The organism is Lysinibacillus sp. FSL P4-0201 (assembly GCF_038593425.1).
Classification (GTDB): domain Bacteria; phylum Bacillota; class Bacilli; order Bacillales_A; family Planococcaceae; genus Lysinibacillus; species Lysinibacillus capsici.
The window spans coordinates 4,285,044-4,301,920 of record NZ_CP151995.1 but is presented as its reverse complement, the minus strand read 5'-3'; the positions used below and the strand labels follow the sequence as shown (position 1 = coordinate 4,301,920).

At 37.5% G+C, this 16,877-nt stretch carries 18 protein-coding genes; 15 read left to right on the top strand and 3 right to left on the bottom strand.

The window, feature by feature from the left end; genetic code table 11:
- Positions 1-155 precede the first annotated feature (155 nt).
- Positions 156-1,136, top strand: coding sequence for a GNAT family N-acetyltransferase (locus tag MKY76_RS21655; RefSeq protein WP_342557137.1), 981 nt, complete (start codon positions 156-158; stop codon positions 1,134-1,136).
- A 49-nt stretch (positions 1,137-1,185) separates the two neighbouring features.
- Here the strand turns inward: MKY76_RS21655 and MKY76_RS21650 are convergent, their stop codons facing one another.
- A complete protein-coding gene (locus MKY76_RS21650; RefSeq protein ID WP_048394127.1) occupies positions 1,186-1,623 on the bottom strand; it encodes an Rrf2 family transcriptional regulator in 438 nt (145 codons plus the stop codon).
- Between the two features lie 190 nt (positions 1,624-1,813).
- Between MKY76_RS21650 and hmpA the strand changes: the two genes are divergently transcribed.
- From hmpA to MKY76_RS21595, 11 genes are all read left to right on the top strand, one after another.
- A complete protein-coding gene (gene hmpA / locus MKY76_RS21645; RefSeq protein ID WP_054549641.1) occupies positions 1,814-2,980 on the top strand; it encodes an NO-inducible flavohemoprotein in 1,167 nt (388 codons plus the stop codon).
- A 220-nt stretch (positions 2,981-3,200) separates the two neighbouring features.
- Positions 3,201-3,461 (top strand): metal-sensitive transcriptional regulator, encoded by a 261-nt coding sequence (locus tag MKY76_RS21640; protein ID WP_048394130.1) that lies wholly within the window; start codon positions 3,201-3,203, stop codon positions 3,459-3,461.
- Between the two features lie 41 nt (positions 3,462-3,502).
- Positions 3,503-3,844 carry a rhodanese-like domain-containing protein gene (locus MKY76_RS21635; protein WP_066037989.1) on the top strand — a complete coding sequence of 114 codons (342 nt, stop codon included), beginning with the start codon at positions 3,503-3,505 and terminating at the stop codon, positions 3,842-3,844.
- Between the two features lie 12 nt (positions 3,845-3,856).
- Positions 3,857-4,153, top strand: a complete 297-nt coding sequence (locus tag MKY76_RS21630) for a rhodanese-like domain-containing protein (protein WP_048394133.1) — start codon at positions 3,857-3,859, stop codon at positions 4,151-4,153.
- Between the two features lie 66 nt (positions 4,154-4,219).
- Entirely contained in the window at positions 4,220-4,768 is a 549-nt protein-coding gene (locus MKY76_RS21625) for a sulfurtransferase TusA family protein (protein WP_048394135.1), read from the top strand.
- Positions 4,769-4,785: 17 nt separating this feature from the next.
- The gene (locus tag MKY76_RS21620) at positions 4,786-5,181 is read left to right on the top strand and encodes a DsrE/DsrF/DrsH-like family protein (protein ID WP_048394137.1); all 396 of its coding nucleotides are present in this window, start codon (positions 4,786-4,788) and stop codon (positions 5,179-5,181) included.
- A gap of 79 nt (positions 5,182-5,260) precedes the next feature.
- Positions 5,261-6,388, top strand: coding sequence for an MBL fold metallo-hydrolase (locus tag MKY76_RS21615; RefSeq protein ID WP_048394139.1), 1,128 nt, complete (start codon positions 5,261-5,263; stop codon positions 6,386-6,388).
- Positions 6,389-6,529: 141 nt separating this feature from the next.
- Positions 6,530-6,760 carry a sulfurtransferase TusA family protein gene (locus tag MKY76_RS21610; RefSeq protein WP_112118009.1) on the top strand — a complete coding sequence of 77 codons (231 nt, stop codon included), beginning with the start codon at positions 6,530-6,532 and terminating at the stop codon, positions 6,758-6,760.
- Positions 6,761-6,840: 80 nt separating this feature from the next.
- Complete coding sequence (locus MKY76_RS21605; RefSeq protein WP_103118920.1) at positions 6,841-7,617, top strand: sulfite exporter TauE/SafE family protein; 777 nt, start codon at positions 6,841-6,843, stop codon at positions 7,615-7,617.
- Between the two features lie 12 nt (positions 7,618-7,629).
- Entirely contained in the window at positions 7,630-8,334 is a 705-nt protein-coding gene (locus MKY76_RS21600) for a DsbA family oxidoreductase (RefSeq protein WP_054549636.1), read from the top strand.
- Between the two features lie 234 nt (positions 8,335-8,568).
- Positions 8,569-9,519: a c-type cytochrome gene (locus tag MKY76_RS21595; protein WP_004231872.1), complete on the top strand. Its 951-nt coding sequence runs from the start codon at positions 8,569-8,571 to the stop codon at positions 9,517-9,519.
- A 38-nt stretch (positions 9,520-9,557) separates the two neighbouring features.
- On the opposite strand, the gene MKY76_RS21590 is transcribed toward MKY76_RS21595, so the two are convergent.
- The gene (locus MKY76_RS21590; protein ID WP_342557136.1) at positions 9,558-11,252 is read right to left on the bottom strand and encodes an FAD-dependent oxidoreductase; all 1,695 of its coding nucleotides are present in this window, start codon (positions 11,250-11,252) and stop codon (positions 9,558-9,560) included.
- Positions 11,253-11,501: 249 nt separating this feature from the next.
- Between MKY76_RS21590 and MKY76_RS21585 the strand changes: the two genes are divergently transcribed.
- Both MKY76_RS21585 and MKY76_RS21580 read left to right on the top strand, forming a co-directional pair.
- On the top strand, positions 11,502-13,490 hold the full coding sequence (locus tag MKY76_RS21585; RefSeq protein ID WP_066037994.1) for an AarF/UbiB family protein: 1,989 nt from the start codon (positions 11,502-11,504) through the stop codon (positions 13,488-13,490).
- Between the two features lie 321 nt (positions 13,491-13,811).
- Positions 13,812-14,966 (top strand): C40 family peptidase, encoded by a 1,155-nt coding sequence (locus MKY76_RS21580; RefSeq protein WP_004231877.1) that lies wholly within the window; start codon positions 13,812-13,814, stop codon positions 14,964-14,966.
- Between the two features lie 162 nt (positions 14,967-15,128).
- On the opposite strand, the gene ytvI is transcribed toward MKY76_RS21580, so the two are convergent.
- The gene (ytvI, locus tag MKY76_RS21575) at positions 15,129-16,187 is read right to left on the bottom strand and encodes a sporulation integral membrane protein YtvI (RefSeq protein WP_342557135.1); all 1,059 of its coding nucleotides are present in this window, start codon (positions 16,185-16,187) and stop codon (positions 15,129-15,131) included.
- A gap of 90 nt (positions 16,188-16,277) precedes the next feature.
- On the opposite strand from ytvI, the gene MKY76_RS21570 reads away from it, so the two are divergent.
- A complete protein-coding gene (locus MKY76_RS21570) occupies positions 16,278-16,832 on the top strand; it encodes a hypothetical protein (RefSeq protein ID WP_054549633.1) in 555 nt (184 codons plus the stop codon).
- The last annotated feature ends 45 nt before the right edge of the window (positions 16,833-16,877 follow it).

Below are 16,877 nucleotides of genomic sequence, written 5' to 3'. Positions count from 1 at the left end.
AAAGCTCACTTTCTCAATTTTTATTTTTCTATATTTATATAAAGTAGATGGATATTCAGTTATACTAGCAAAACAAGGCTTTTGAATAATCTATAGTATATGGAGTATATATAAAGAATAAGTTTTCAATCCTAAGAAATAAAGGGGAATAGAAGATGGCAGTAACGTTAGTAAGGCATGATGTGAAGTATGCTGAGGCTATGCATGCGTTGTCTTCTATGCCACAGGTTCGAGATGCCCTAGGCTTACCTGCTGGCAAGGTAGAAGACACAATTCATTTTATTAAGCGTGAACGTATAGATGAAGAAGAAGGTAAGACCGTCCCTCGTGTGATTTTAGATGAGGAGGGGCAAGTCATTGGTGTGACATCATTAATGTTTATCGATCGTCATAAAAAGAGCTGTCATATCGGCTCTTGGCTTGGCTATCAATTTTGGGGGAAGGGCTATAATCTTGAAGCAAAAACGGCTATTTTAGATATTGCGTTTTTTGAGCTGGGATTATCACGTGTTTTTGCAGGAGCCCGAAAGGTTAATATCCGTTCACAAAAAGCACAAGAAAAGCTACCTTTTGTTCGATTAGGGGTGGAAAAAGATTATCCTGAGGAGCATTCGTGGTTAGAAGTGAAGGAAAAGCAACCATGTGTGTTAAATGTTTTTGAACGAGAAGATTATGTCCGTTATCGAACATCCTTAGAAAAGGTAGAAGGAAACCGAGAAGCCTTTTTACCTCAGCTTTTATTAGCTGATGAGAGTGAAGTGACAGTTCGGAAATATTTAGATAAGGGTATATTATATAAAATTAATTGTGGAGAACTGTTGGTGGGAGTGGCATTAGTCATTCCTCAAACCAATACTACAATTGAATTGAAGAATATTGCTATTGTACCAAAGTATCAAGGGAAGGGAATAGGCAAAGAGATATTGCGACAACTCACTGAAGAATGTCAAAAGGATGGTTATCAAACGGTATTAGTTGGAACGGCGAACTCAAGTATTGATAATATCGCTTTTTATCAAAAAGCAGGCTTTCGCATGGAGGCTATTGAAAAGGACTTCTTCAGTCATTACCCAGAACCAATTTATGAAAATGGTATTCGTGCATTGGATATGATTTTCTTTTCAAAGCAATTATAAGCAAACTTCTAAAAAAAATACCCGTTCAACAAATGTTGAGCGGGTATTTTTATTTACCGAGCAGTAGAGCCATTAATTTTTCCTTAGAATGAAGGAAATCGTCCAAGGTGTATTGATCTAATACTTTCAAATAGGCTTGCAAAGCTTCATACAGTACACCCTTTAATTGACATTCTGGAGCTATTTTACATAGGTTATTTTCTTTATCGAAACATTCTACAAGATGAAAATCCTCTTCTGTATGACGAACAATTTCACCGATGGTAATGGTTTTTGGATCGATAGCAAGGCGAATTCCACCGCCACGTCCACGGATTGTTTCAATGTAACCTAATAACCCGAGTTGGTGTGTCACCTTCATTAAATGGTTTTTCGATATATTATAAGCATCTGAGATCTCTTGAATAGTCGATAATTGACCATCTTCCTTTGCGCCTAAATAAATAAGTGTGCGCAAAGAGTAGTCTGTGTATAAAGTTAAGCGCATCTAAACACCCTACTTTCTATAATTCAAAATAATTATAGCATTTTTACATTGAAGTATAATATCTACAACCTATTTTTAAAGATGTATTTAAAATACATTAATTATGTCTATTTTGTTAAAGATGTATTTTATATATTGCTTTAAGAGAATGAAAGCGTTATATTGTAATCACGAAAGGATGGTAAGCGATATGTTAAAACAAGAAACAATTCAAATTATTAAAGCAACAGTACCTGTATTAGAAGTTCATGGTGTTGAAATCACAAAGACGTTTTACAAAAATATGTTTCAAGCTCATCCAGAATTACTAAATATTTTTAATCACACGAACCAAGAACAAGGCCGTCAGCAAACAGCATTAGCAAATACTGTTTACGCTGCAGCAGTTCATATTGAAAACTTAGAAGCAATTTTACCAGCCGTAATGCTTATTGCACATAAACACCGTAGTTTAGGAATTTTACCTGAACATTACCCAATTGTGGGTGAAAACTTATTAAAAGCGATTAAAGAAGTACTTGGTGATGCAGCAACTGATGACATTATTGGTGCATGGGCCGAGGCTTATGGCGTTATCGCAGATATTTTCATTCAAGTAGAAGAAGAGTTATACCAAAAAACTGAGAACAATGGTGGTTGGCGTCTATTTAAACCATTGAAAGTGGCAAAAAAAGTTGTAGAAAGTGACTTAGTAACTTCTATTTATTTTGTAAATGAAGATGGATCACCACTACCAACTTATGAACCAGGTCAATACATCTCTATTCGAGTGAAAGTGCCAGGAGAAGAGTATTTAATGAACCGTCAATATACACTTTCACAAGCGAGTGCAGAAGATGGCTATCGTATTTCGGTGAAACGTGAAAGTGATCATACGCCAAATGGTAAAGTGTCAAATTATATTCATGATCAATTACAAGTTGGAGATTTGGTAGATGTAAGTGCTCCAGCCGGATTATTTGTGTTAGAAGAAACGGCTGCACCAATTACATTTGTAAGTGGCGGTATCGGTGTAACACCTTTAAACAGTATGCTGCAATCTCTAAATGATAATGCAGTGAATGAAGTGAACTTTATCCAATGTGCTCGTAATGAGAAGGTTGTAGCGTTCAGTGATGACATTCAAAAGAAAGTAAACGTCTTACCGAATGCATCCTATACAGCTTTATACTCTGATGAAGACAAGCTTATTACAAAAGAATTGCTGGCTGAAAAAGTAGCTGATAATGCAGATGTATATGTATGTGGCCCTGTAGGCTTTATGGAAGCGGTTATTAAAAATTTACAGGAAATTGGCGTGAAAGATGAAAAAATTCACTATGAATTCTTTGGGCCAGCCATGCAATTAGCTAAATAAAAATAAACTCCCTGCTATGAGTAATAACTCGTAGCAGGGTTTTTTGTTGAAATAATAAGGAAGCAGATAGATGAGGTTAAAGCGATAGGGAGAACATTGTAACTCGCAATTGCAGCATTTTAAAAAAGATAGAAGCTTTATGTTGACAACATACCTATAGGGGTATAATATAAATCTCGTAAGGAAGTTCAATCTATCGTTTGAAAGGGGGCATAACAGAATGGCGTATGGCTCAAACACTGCAAATCGTGTGAAACGTATGGAAGGTCAAATGCGGGGTATTTTACGCATGATGGAAGAAGGTCAAAGTTGTAAAGATGTGATTACACAGCTATCTGCCGTGCGTTCTGCTGTTGACCGGACGATTGGTGTCATTGTAAGTGAAAATTTATTAGATTGTGTATCGACTGCTGAAGGCAATGCTGAAAAAATGAATGCTGCTATCCAAGAGGCGATGGACTTGGTCGTGAAAAGTCGATAACTTGATATACCCATAATCGTATAAAAAGGAGGACTGGTCATATGGAAATATGGATTATTATCGCGCTTGTGGCAGCCTTTTTCGTTTGGCGAATGAAGCCAGCGAAGGGCGTTCAATCAATTTCTACAGCCCAATTAAAAGATATGCTGAATGATAAGGATAAGATATTTATCGATGTACGCACGCCTGCTGAGTATAAAGGTCGGCATATCTCGCAATTTAAAAATGTTCCGCTTGGGTCGAGCTTTAAAAACCTTCCGAAGGATAAAGAGATCATAGTTATTTGTCAGAGTGGTATGCGAAGTAGTCAGGCTTGTAAGCAACTTAAAAAGCAAGGTTTTGAGCGTGTTTCTAATGTTCGTGGTGGAATGAGTGCATACTAGGAGGAGAAAAAAGTGAAAGAAATTACAGCAAAAGAAGTTCAACAAACGATGGAGCAAGGAGGGAAGCTGAATCTTATTGATGTGCGAGAGGTAGATGAAGTAGAGGCTGGCCACATCCCAGGCATTATTCATATCCCGCTAGGTTTATTAGAGTTTCGACTACCTGAATTAAATAAGAGGGAGTCGTATATTATGGTTTGTCGATCAGGTGGACGAAGTGCTCGGGCTACTCAACTATTAGAAAGTAATGGCTTTAATGTAACTAACATGATTGGTGGTATGTTAGCTTGGGAGGGAAAAGTACAGTAATAGGTTAAATCTATATTTTTTTGATTAAAATAATACCCTTATAGGTATATGGAGGTTGTGAAAAGTATGAAGGCGGATTTTCAGCTAGATGCCAAGGGTCTTTCTTGCCCGATGCCGATTGTGAAAACAAAAAAAGCGATGGCTGATTTAGTAGATGGTCAAATTTTAGAAGTAGCTGCGACTGACAAAGGATCTAAAGCTGATATTGCGGCATGGGCTGAAACTGTAGGTCATCAGTATATTGGTACTTTAGAAGATGATGGTGTACTGAAACACTATATTCGTAAATGTACAAACGACCAAATAGAAGAAATGACGTTTGATCAAACAATTGATTTAGAGCAAATCACAAGTCGTAAAGGATTAATTCTAGATGTACGTGAGGAAGCGGAATTCGCTTTTGGGCATATTGCGGGAGCAAAATCGATACCAATGGGCGAACTGGAGACACGACTTTCTGAGCTTGATAAAGAGCAGGAGATATATGTTATTTGTCGTACTGGAAAACGCAGTGACATGGCTGCGCAAAAGCTGGCTTCACATGGTTTTACGAAAGTATTTAACGTCTTACCAGGTATGACATCCTGGTCAGGCGATTTAACAAAAAACATTTAAATTGGAGGAATTTTATTATGTCGAACAAAGTAGCAATCATTGCAAGTAACGGTGGTTTATTTGATGCGTATAAGGTATTTAATATCGCAACAGCTGCGGCAGCTTCTGAGAAAGAGGTAGCTATCTTCTTTACATTTGAAGGTTTGAATTTAATTCATAAGCAAGGTATGCATGCATTACCAATGCCAGCTGGAGCAGAACACTATGCTGAAGGGTTTACAAAAGCAAATGTGCCAGCTATTCCTCAACTAGTGGAAATGGCACAAGAATTAGGTGTGAAATTTATTGCTTGTCAGATGACGATGGATGTTATGGGTTTAACTACTGAAGATTTCATTGAGGGTATTGAAGTGGGAGGAGCCGTAACGTTCCTAGAATTCGCGAAAGACGCAGCACCGTCACTTACATTCTAGTGACCTACCTATAAAAGCGGAGAGGGCACCCCTCTCCGCTATAAAAAACATAAAAACAATACCAATGGGGGTAAAAGAGATGTCAATTCAAAAATGGAGCGCGTCACAAGTAGCTAAAAAGGTTATTCACAATGAAGAGTTGTTTATTTTAGATGTTCGTAATGCGGATGCATTCGAAGATTGGAAAATCGATGGACATCGTTTTGAGTACTTAAATATACCGTATTTTGAACTGTTAGATGGTATTGATAATATTTTACCGAATATCCCAACTGATAAAGATGTATTAGTCGTTTGTGCTAAAGAAGGATCGTCTTTAATGGTTGCTGAAATGTTAGCTGAGGCAGGTATTGAGGTTGCCTATTTAGCTGGAGGTATGAAATCCTGGAGTGAATATTTAGAGCCAATTAAAGTAGGTGATTTAACAGGCGGTGGTGAGCTTTATCAGTTTGTTCGCTTAGGAAAGGGCTGTCTGTCTTATATGGTCCTTTCTGAAGGTGAAGCAGCTATTATTGATGCTGTACGTTTTACAGATGTGTTTATAAATTTTGCAGAACATAAAAATGTCCAAATTAAACATGTTTTTGATACACACTTACATGCTGATCACATTTCAGGTGGGCGCCATATTGCAGAGATGACAGGCGCAACCTATTATTTGCCACCTAAGGACGCTGAAGAAGTTGTGTTCCACTATACACCGTTAGTTGATGGAACGACTGTTCAAATCGGTGCATCAAAAATAGATGTAGGAGCTATCTATTCTCCTGGTCATACGATAGGCTCTACTTCATTTGTTGTTGACAGCAAATATTTATTAACAGGAGATATTTTATTTATCGATTCAATCGGACGTCCTGATTTAGCTGGCCTTGCTGATGACTGGGTTGGAGATTTACGAGACACGCTTTACAAGCGTTATCGAGAATTGTCTGATGAACTTATTGTCTTACCAGCACATTTTATGATTATTGATGAGCTGAATGAAGATGGGACGGTTGCTAGACGACTAGGGGATTTATTTGTACAAAACCATGGATTAAATATTCAAGATGAAGAAGAATTTAGACGTGTGGTAACAGATGAATTACCTCCACAACCAAATGCTTATCAGGAAATTCGTCAGGTGAATATGGGGAAAATCACACCTGCGTTAGATGAGCAAACAGAAATGGAAATTGGACCAAATCGCTGTGCAGTACGATAAAACATGCTAAAGTGCAATGAGTATGCATGTATGCTTATTATATGTAAATTTCGTGAATTGAAGGTGCTCATCCTTCATGAAGATATAAAACAAGAAGAACCGGCAAAATCGCTTACAACCTTTGCCGAGTTGAAGGAGAATATGATGAAATCAAGTTTACAACTAGATGCAAAAGGCCTTTCTTGTCCAATGCCTATTGTGAAGACAAAAAAAGCAATAGATACCCTAAAGTCTGGGGAAGTTTTAGAAGTTCAGGTGACAGATAAAGGAGCTTTAGCGGATATTCCTGCTTGGGCAAAAGCAGGAGGTCATATCATTTTAGATCAATCTGAAGAGGCTGGCGTTATTACATTTTTCATTCAGAAAGCATAGGGCTGATTGAGGGTTGTCTATTACAGTAGAACAACCCTTCTTTCCTTTTGTTGAATACAGCCAGAAAGAAGGAAAACTAAATGGATATTGCATGGATCTTAACCATTTTACTTATTGGTTTTCTCGGTTCATTTGTATCAGGGATGTTAGGTATTGGCGGTGCCATTATTAATTTCCCAATGCTACTATATATACCGCCATTACTAGGATTTGCGGCCTTTTCTGCACATGAGGTGTCAGGAATAAGTGCGATTCAGGTACTTTTTGCTGCTCTTTCAGGTGTTTGGGTCTATCGTAAAGGTGGGTATTTAAATAAATCACTCATTATCTATATGGGGAGCGCCATATTAGCGGGAAGCTTTGTGGGTAGCTTCGGTTCAAAATTTTTATCTGAGTCTGGTATTAACATGGTCTATGGAATCCTTGCATTGATTGCAGCTGTGATGATGTTCATACCGAAAAAGCAAATTGATGATAAACCGATGCAGGCTGTTACATTTAATAAACCATTGTCGGCCCTATTAGCTTTCGTTGTTGGTATCGGTTCCGGGATAGTAGGGGCAGCTGGTGGATTTTTATTAGTACCAATCATGCTTGTGGTCTTAGGAATCCCTACTCGTATGACCATTGCGTCAAGCCTTGCTATTACGTTTATCTCCTCAATAGGAGGAACTATTGGTAAATTAATGACTGGGCAAGTGGAATATTATCCAGCGCTCATCTTGATTGTAGCTAGTCTAATAGCTGCTCCTCTAGGTGCGAGAATAGGGGGCAAGTTAAATACTAAATTCCTACAAATTATTTTAGCGGTTCTTATATTAGCAACAGCTATTAAAATTTGGATGGATATATTATAAGGGGGTATGGTAATGAAAATTGAAGTTTTCTCTGATTTTACATGTCCATTTTGTTATATTGGCAAGCGAGAACTGGAACGGGCGATTGGCATCGCAGGCTATACAGGATTAGTGGAAATAGAATATAAAGCATTTCAAATAGGCCCAGATATCCCGAAAGTGAATGCACCCTCTTTTTATGAGGCGCTGGCTAAAAAGTATGATGTCACGCTAGATGAAGTGAAAGATATGGTCGAGGGTATAGCTACGAGAGCAACGGAAGTTGGTTTGCATTATGATTTTGCTAAGATGAAAACAGCGCATACAGAAAAGGCTCATCGTTTAGCTAAATGGACGCAGCAATTTGGTAAAGCGACAGCTTATACGGAAGCACTAATGGCTGGTTATTTTAAAGATGGTGAAGATTTGAATAAAGATGAGTTCTTATTAAAAGTTATTGCGCAATTAGATTTGGATAGAGAAGTTGCAGCGGGAATATTAGCTTCAACTGATTTTAGTGAAGAGCTAGACAAGGATCGCTATGAAGCACAGCAACTTGGCGTACAAAGTGTACCGTTCTTTGTATTTGAAAATCGTTATGGTATTAAAGGGGCTGAGCCGAATGAAGTGTTTGTGCGAACTTTGCATCAAGCTGCAGAAATAGCTGGTATTCAGCCAACGATAATGATAAATGGTAATGGAGAATCGGTATGTGCTGATGGACAGTGTAAACTATAAAAGACTTTAAAGGTGTCGAGTGCGTATGTGTACTTGACGCTTTTTTTTCGAACAAATGAATACTGCAAGAGGTATTAAGTCTTGTTTTCTGTGTTATAGAACAAAATAAAATGTATAATTTATCCTTTTTTATCATCTGAATGGTTCTATTTTATGGTAGTGTGAGAAAAATCACATCCAATAAATTGTTATGTTGCTAAAATATAAGTGAGAATACAAAGGGGGGTATTATAGATGAAACCTATAGTAGCAGGAGTAGCAGGAACAGTACTGTTAGCAGGCGCCATTTTTGTTGGGACGTTTGTCAGTGACAAAATTACAGTTGATTCGAATGTGAGTGAGAAAGAAGCGACAGTGCAAACACAAATACCAACAACAGCAGCTGCTCAGTCAGTGGTCTATGCTCCGCCAAGTATTGAAGAAGTACCAGATGGTCCAATGAAAGAAGCAATATTAACGGGCTATGAACTTGTTAATAACACACATGTTGCGGCAGATGAATATGTGGGCAACCAATTATCTTGCACAAGCTGTCATGCCGGTGCTGGCTATGACGAGCAAGCCTCATCATTAGTAGGTGTAATGGCAAATTATCCACAGTATATTGGACGCTCAGGTGGTGTAGTTACAATAGAAGAACGGATTAATGGCTGTATGGTTCGGAGTATGAATGGTAAAAAATTCGAAATGAATAGTGATGAACTAGAGGCTATGGTGGCGTATTTCGCTTATATTTCTGAAGGTGTTCCAATTGGAGCAAAACGTGAATGGGCGGGCACAAGTGATATGAAGAATGTGCCGATTCCAAATGTTGCAGATGGTGAGGAGCTTTATGCACAGTCCTGTATAGCCTGTCATGCAGCTGATGGCGCAGGAACTGGTGCTAATACTGGCCCAGCTTTATGGGGAGATAATTCATTTAATGATGGCGCAGGTATGGCACGTATGTCAAAAATGGCTGGCTATATTCAAAATAATATGCCGATAGGTGCAGCGGGAACATTAACAGATCAAGAAGCTGCAGATTTAGCTGCCTTTATTTTATCGCAAGATCGTCCAGAGTGGGCGAACCATGAAAAAGATTGGCCAAAAGGCGGGCGTCCAAATGACATCATGACTAAGGAAAAACGTGAACAAGTTAAAAATGGTACGATTGACTGGGAAAAAGTTTTGTCTACAAATTAACGAAGAAAAGGGATGCTGATAATTGGCATCCCTTTAACTTATTTAAAATTATAAGCATTTACTATTTTATCTCTGTTCGTTGTGATATCTGTAAAATATTCGTATAAGCAAATCCCTAGGAATGACCCACTTACATTAAAGACGTTAGAAAAACCGCTATTTTGAAGGGCCATAACAGCATTATAGCTACGTTGACCAGATCGGCAATGCACATACACTGCTTGATCCTTCGGAATTTCATCCATTCTTTCCCGAAGTTCACTTAGAGGAATATTGTGTGCATTGATAAGGTGACCGAATTCAAATTCATTTTTTTCACGAACGTCTAAGAAAAAGGCTTGATTTTCAATGAGTGCCCTTACTTCATCAACTTTTACCTGCTTAAAGTGTCCGTGTAATAGATTTTGAGCTACAAGAGCTGCCAAATTAACAATATCACGGGCAGTGCTAAACATTGGAGAATAGGATAACTCTAGCTCCTTTAAATCTTCTAATGTACCGCCCATTGTGATGAGGGTAGCTATAACATCAATCCTCTTATCTGCATTACCTTTACCTATTGCTTGAGCCCCTAGTATTTTACCCGTCGGTGTTTCATAAACGAGCTTAAAGTGAAGTGGATTACTATTTGGCATTAGTCCTACTTTGTCTGGAGCTATCAAATAAACACTTTTTGCTTGAAAGCCATTTGCTAGGGCTGTTTTTTCGTTCAAACCTGTTGTCGCGCATACGAGATCGAAAATTTGTACGCTTGAAGATCCAATGACTCCTTTGTTGTGATGAGGGATGTTATACATATGATTAGCTGCTGCACGTGCTTGTCGTTGAGCGGGACCGGCTAAAGCAAGGCGCGTCTGTTTATGGGTAAGCTGATGGAATACTTCAATCGCATCTCCCACAGCATATATGGAAGGATCAGACGTCACGTAATTTGCATCAACTTGAATACCTCCGAGTTCACCAATTGTTAGCCCGGCCTCTTTGGCTAAGCGGATTTCAGGTCGAACGCCAATTGCTAATACTACTGCTTGGGCTTTCAATTGTTTGCCTGAGTTCAACGTCACATTATTTGGTGTAACCTTTGCAAGACCGTCATTGACAATAACTTGAACCCCTTTATCAGTCATTTCCTTGTGTAAGATTTGAGCCATATCATAATCAAAAGGGGCCATAATTTGTTGGCCAAATTCAACTAGAGATACATTATAGCCTGCTAGCTTCAAATTTTCTGCTACCTCTACACCAATGAAGCCTCCGCCAACCACGGCAATATCCTGTACATTATCTGTTTGTAGATACCAATTTAAACGGTCAATATCAGCCACGTTTCTAATGGTAAAGACGTGCTTAGAATGAATGCCCTCTAAGTCAGGGACGATAGGACTTGCTCCTGGGGATAAAATTAACGTATCGTAACTTTCCTCATAATCTCTATTCGTTTTTAAATCCTTAATGGTGATGGTTTTTTTCTCTCTGTTAATACGTACAACTTCTTGCTGAACACGAGCCTCTATATTGTATTTTGTTTGGAGGCCTTGAGGCGTCATTAAAATTAATTTGTCGCTATTTTCAACAATCCCGCTTAAATGGAAGGGGAGAGAACAATTAGAGAATGAAACATTCGGCCCCTTTTCAAATATAATAATTTCTGCTTTTTCATCTAGACGACGAAGACGAGCTGCTGTGGATGCACCACCTGCAACGCCACCGACTATTAAAAATTTTTTACTCAATGTAAACACTCCTTTTCATAATAAATACATAATGGGGTATTTAGAGTCTCTTAAATAAAGGTTTTTTCTCTAAAATTAGGAGAATTATGTAGTTTGAATACTACAAATAAATAATATACCCTAAAGGGTATTTTATCAAGGTGCCAAATTAATAAATTTTCTGTGGTGTTCCTCGTTCAAGAAAGTTGATGCACAAATTTGCTATACTAACGGTAGTAGGAAATGGAAATGGCACAGGGGGTGACACTGTTGATCTTTTTGAAATTTTTAACCCAAATCCTCATAGTATCGGGTTTGATTTATATTGTGAGTGGACGATTAATTGGCTCGAATATTAATTTTGTGCGAAGAGTGCTGTCAGTCGTTATTAGTGTGACATTAACCTCTTTTGTGTACTGGTATTCTTATCTACGCCATACAGATTTTTTATCAGAAACGATGATGCAAACAGTAACTGAGGTAAGCACACTGATTTGGATCGGTAGTATGCTACTAATTTCGATGTTGCTTTATTTGGTATTTGAGCTTTTTGACCCTAGTGGCATTACGAATGGAGATCGCCGTCACGGCCAAAAATCTTTACTATTGCGATTGCGTAGCTATTGGCGACAGCAGAAACGCCTGCGTCAGGTATTAAAAATTGCTGTTACAAACGGTGTCGTACAAACGATTAAATATGCGAGGCAACGAGAAAATGAAAAAGAACTTGCAATTGCTTTGCGCGCAACGTTAGAACAATGTGGTGGGATTTTCATCAAATTTGGCCAGGTACTATCCACACGAAAAGAGCTTTTTTCACCTATTTTTATTGATGAATTAGAAAGGCTTCAACACCGAGTAAGGCCTTTATCAGAGGAACAAGTGAAACAAATTTTAGAGAGATCTCTTCCGCAATCAATGGACGAAATATTTAGCCAATTTCAAATGGAACCCATTGCAGCAGCCTCTATTGGCCAAGTGCATAAAGCAAGGCTTAAAAATTATGAAGAGGTGGTAGTCAAGCTATTGCGTCCAGAAGTAAAGGGAATTATGCGCGATGACCTTGAAATTTTAGAGGAATTTGCTAATTGGCTATCCACAAAATCAACCTGGGCTGAATCATTAGGCTTTCGAGAGTTGGCTGGGGGATTTGCAGAGGGGCTACGTGAGGAGATTCATTTAGATATTGAAGTACGTAATACGCTACAGGTGAAGAATGCACTGGCGAAAAGCGATTACAAGGTTCGAATTCCTAAAATATTTACGCCTTACAGTAATGAAAATGTTATTGTGATGGAGTATATTCGTGGACAAAGTGTGGCAGATGGGGCATCTGAATTTAATCGTTTGTCGATTGATCGTAGGCAATTTGCAAGAACCGTACTCTACTCATTTTTTGAGCAGATGCTATTCTCTGGTATTTTTCATGCAGATCCACATCCAGGAAATATCCATATAGATGAAACAGATGGAACACCAGTCTTGCTTGACTTTGGCGCAGTAGGACGTTTAGGTGCAACACAGCAAGAAGGCTTAAAGTTATTCTTAATGGGCATTCAACTAAATGATTCAAGCGTTTTATATGATGGTTTAACATTATTAGTGGAAAATGCTGATCATGCAGAACGTGCGAGAATGGAGCAGGCAATCGACCAAATTTTACTGAAAATTTCCTATGTTGACCGTATACCTACTGAAGAATTAATTCACGCGCTATTTACAGTGGTAAGAGATTTTGGACTTGCATTCTATCCAGCAGTGGGATTAGCTCTCCGTTCCTTAGTGACGTTAGATGGCACATTACGGGTAATAGATCCACGTTTTGATATCTTTACTGAGGCAAAGGATTTTTCTGCTACATATATGCGTGCCTCTTTCCTTAAGCCTTTTAAAGAACCGATGGCAACTAAGGAGCGGCTGCAAGAAGAATTATCTATGCTAATACCGACTTTGCGTAAAATGCCTAGAAGAGTCGATCAGCTCATTCAGCGAGTTGAGAGCGGAAAAATCATTTTACATCATGATGTCTTTTCGGATGAACATAATTCACGTTTTATTACACATTTGTTTTCTCAATTTGTTTTGCTGCTGGTGGGTATAACTTTTGGTATTATATCTGTCGCTCTTTTAGCTATTTCACAATTTATCCACGATTCTTATGCGGTCTATTTGAACACAGCGGCATATTTAGGTTTATTTTTATGTGCTATTTTGTTAGTGAGATTATCTATACAAGCATTAAGGTCGATGAAGCAATAGGTAGGGAATTTTTTCCCTACCTTTTTCTTTGGCACCCTCAAATATTACAAAAACATTACAAAATATCTGTTAGGTCTAATGTCGAATTAGCTAATAGTTTCTCTGTGTAGAAGAAAAATGTATTATGTAGAATAATGTAGTTTAAGTGCGAATGTTACAGAAATATTTCGAGTTTTACTAATGTATTAAATAGACATGAAATAGTATAAAAGTTATGTAGAAAATGCTAAACTTTAAAAGGCTAAAAAAAATATAAGAACATTTAATTAAAATAGAAATCGTTCAAGTGATTACATAGAATATCGAGAGCGAAATTGATAGATGAAGGGAAATGAAGGTAACGTGGCTAAGCGTAACAAATGGCGTAAGTCGATGGTGCTAGCATTAGCACTAGCTGGCGGCTTATTATTTAATACAATTCAACCAACAGAAGTACATGCCGAAGAAACTTCTCAACAAATGATTGAGAAAAAGGCTGAAATAGATGCACAAATTAAAAAATTACAAGAAGAACTAACGAAACTACAACAAGAGATCGACGCAAAAGTAAAGGTATTTAAACAAGTACAAGCAGATATTAAAGAAGTGGATGCTAGTATTGTTGAAACACAAAAACGTATCGAGCAACGTTCAAAAATTTTAAGTGAGCGTATGGCTGCATACCAAGCGCAAGACAACACTGTAGGTGTTTATTTAAATGTAGTGCTTGAGGCAAAAAGCTTTGCAGATTTAATGGATCGTGTCGTAGCGGTAAAAACATTAATGGATGCTGACCAAGAATTAGTGGATCAACAGGAAGCAGATAAAGCAAGCTTAGAGCAACAAAAAGCTACATTAGATGAAAAACAAAAGGAACTTCAAAAACAATTCCAAGAGCTTCAGCAAAAAGAAAGCGAAATGGAAGTGAAGAAAGCTGAGAACGAAGCGAAATCACTTGCATTAAAAGCTGAAATTGCAACGAAACAAGAAGAAGAACGTTTAGAAGCAGAGCGTAAAGCAGCTGAAGAAGAGGCAGCTCGTTTACGTGCACTTCAAGCAGCTACACCAGTTATACAAGCAACTCAGAATAATGGTGGAGGCGAACCACAAAAAATTATTGTTGGGTCAGGAGCTGGCACTGTTTCTTCAGGAGATGCCATTTCAACAGCTAAACAATTCCTAGGACGTCCTTATGTTTGGGGTGGTAGCAACCCATCAACAGGTTTTGACTGTTCAGGTCTTGTACAATGGTCATATAAGCAAGCGGGTGTTTCTTTACCTCGTACAGCATCACAACAATATTTAGCAACACAACGCATTTCAGCAGGTGAAGCACGCGTAGGGGACTTAGTGTTCTTCAGCTATGGTTCAGGTGTAGCTCACGTAGGTATTTATTTAGGTAATAACACAATGATCGACGCTCAAAACAATGGTGTCGTAATTGAATCACTTGATTGGTGGAATCAATACTTAGTAGGCTTTGGACGTATTCAATAGGCCTCACTAATATATAGACGGTTGAGATAAGAAAAAGGTCATCTTTGTAGAGAAAAATATACAAAGATGACCTTTTTTGTTTTTGGAATGCTATTCTTTCAAAAGAAACAAGACGACTACTTCTATTCTTGAAAAGAGACTTTCCTGCATATTAAATTGATATTAAATTTTAAAATTTACTTTGATGACACCTGTCTCTTTCAAGGCAATAAAGAAAATAATAACGAATGGGCCGACAAGTAAACCGATAATACCAAATAACTGTAGACCTATGAACATGGAAATTAATGTTGGTAAAGTGGATAAACCGATATGGTCTCCCATTAATTTAGGCTCGACTACTCGACGAATAATAAGTAAAATAGCAGCTAAGATGAATAATTTTACAGCTATAGAGGTGTTTCCCATCAACAGGTGGTAAAGTCCCCATGGCGCTAGAATAATGATAGAGCCTAGGAATGGTACAATATCTATTAACCAGATAATAATCGTCATTGTTACTGCATATTTCGGTTGGATTAATAGCATTCCAATGAGTGTGACGCCTCCAATAATAAAGCTTACAAATAAGTGAGCCTTCATATAGCCAAATGTTGCATCTTTTAAGCGATTTAAAATAATTTTTATCTTCTTTGCTGTATTGGGCTTTAAATATTTATAAGTGATTTGCTTTAACTTAGGCAAATCAAGCATAAATAGGAATAGCGCAATCATATAAACGAGAAGACTGATAAATAGGCTGGGTATCTCTGAAAAGAAGGCAGAAACTTTGCTATAATTAAAGAAGCTTAAAAAGGATTCTTCGACTTTCTTTATGAAATCCATAGTGGTTTTTTGAAGCGAAGCACTTACTTCAGGTGGAAAGTCTTCTGTGTATTTAGAAATATTTTCTTGCATATGAAGCCACATATCTGATAGCTTGGAAATATAATAGGGAGCTTGCTTAGATAGTAAAATTATTTGTGTCATTATTTGTGTAATAGAAAGATAACAAATAATAGATATAACAATAACACTCACTATGTAAATAAAAGCAACTGCTATTTTCCGTGACATTTTCCATTTCCGTTTAAAGAACATGACAATTGGTTCTAAGAAAAATGCACTAATCCCAGCAAGTATTAAAGGCATGGACACTGGGATAACAAAATAGGCAGCTAGAAGTAGTGATATTATCACAATCAACCGAAAAATCAATTTCCTAGCATTAAATTTATTCATAAACTCACCTTCTTTGCGAAAAAAATTAAGTTAAGTGTACCATAAATCAAATTTTATTACGTTCTGAAACAATAAAGGTAGGGATGAATTATGGAAAAAGAGATTTTGCAACTTTTTAGTAATCTAACAGAGCATGATCGCGATATTCAATATGAATCTTACGAGGAATTAATAAAAATTATGCAAGAACCCGTAGATTGGACATATGCAGTTTGGGAACAGCTAATAAAAGCTCTTACATACAATAATGGTTATTCTCGTGCACGTGCTGCACAAATTTTATGCGCTTTAGCTGCAAAAAGTGATCCAGAAGAAAGGGTCTTGGAGGATTTTTTAAAGATTTGGGCTGTGACTTACGATGAACAATCTGCTACGGCAAGGCATGCATTACAAGCAATTTGGAAAATTGGACAGGCGGGTCCAGTACAAAGAGATTTGGTTGTATCGTATCTAGCTAAAAGATTTCAAACATGTATAGATGAAAAACAGCCATCTCTTATTCGTCAGGATATTATAATGTCATTTAAAAAGTTATATGATCAAACAAATGACTCGAAATTATTAGATATTGCCCATCGTTTAATTAATGAAGAACAAGATGCTAAATATAAAAAGAAGTATAAGTCAGCCATCCGTTCAAAGTAGCGAGGTGGTGTTTTTTTGTGCAAATTCTTTGATGAACGATAGAAT

Coding starts and splice junctions, on each gene's coding strand:
- MKY76_RS21655 (WP_342557137.1), top strand. CDS start 156: ATGGCAGTAACGTTAGTAAGGCATGATGTGAAGTATGCTGAGGCTATG.
- MKY76_RS21650 (WP_048394127.1), bottom strand. CDS start 1,623: ATGCGCTTAACTTTATACACAGACTACTCTTTGCGCACACTTATTTAT.
- hmpA (WP_054549641.1), top strand. CDS start 1,814: ATGTTAAAACAAGAAACAATTCAAATTATTAAAGCAACAGTACCTGTA.
- MKY76_RS21640 (WP_048394130.1), top strand. CDS start 3,201: ATGGCGTATGGCTCAAACACTGCAAATCGTGTGAAACGTATGGAAGGT.
- MKY76_RS21635 (WP_066037989.1), top strand. CDS start 3,503: ATGGAAATATGGATTATTATCGCGCTTGTGGCAGCCTTTTTCGTTTGG.
- MKY76_RS21625 (WP_048394135.1), top strand. CDS start 4,220: ATGAAGGCGGATTTTCAGCTAGATGCCAAGGGTCTTTCTTGCCCGATG.
- MKY76_RS21620 (WP_048394137.1), top strand. CDS start 4,786: ATGTCGAACAAAGTAGCAATCATTGCAAGTAACGGTGGTTTATTTGAT.
- MKY76_RS21615 (WP_048394139.1), top strand. CDS start 5,261: ATGTCAATTCAAAAATGGAGCGCGTCACAAGTAGCTAAAAAGGTTATT.
- MKY76_RS21610 (WP_112118009.1), top strand. CDS start 6,530: ATGATGAAATCAAGTTTACAACTAGATGCAAAAGGCCTTTCTTGTCCA.
- MKY76_RS21605 (WP_103118920.1), top strand. CDS start 6,841: ATGGATATTGCATGGATCTTAACCATTTTACTTATTGGTTTTCTCGGT.
- MKY76_RS21600 (WP_054549636.1), top strand. CDS start 7,630: ATGAAAATTGAAGTTTTCTCTGATTTTACATGTCCATTTTGTTATATT.
- MKY76_RS21595 (WP_004231872.1), top strand. CDS start 8,569: ATGAAACCTATAGTAGCAGGAGTAGCAGGAACAGTACTGTTAGCAGGC.
- MKY76_RS21580 (WP_004231877.1), top strand. CDS start 13,812: ATGAAGGGAAATGAAGGTAACGTGGCTAAGCGTAACAAATGGCGTAAG.
- ytvI (WP_342557135.1), bottom strand. CDS start 16,187: ATGAATAAATTTAATGCTAGGAAATTGATTTTTCGGTTGATTGTGATA.
- MKY76_RS21570 (WP_054549633.1), top strand. CDS start 16,278: ATGGAAAAAGAGATTTTGCAACTTTTTAGTAATCTAACAGAGCATGAT.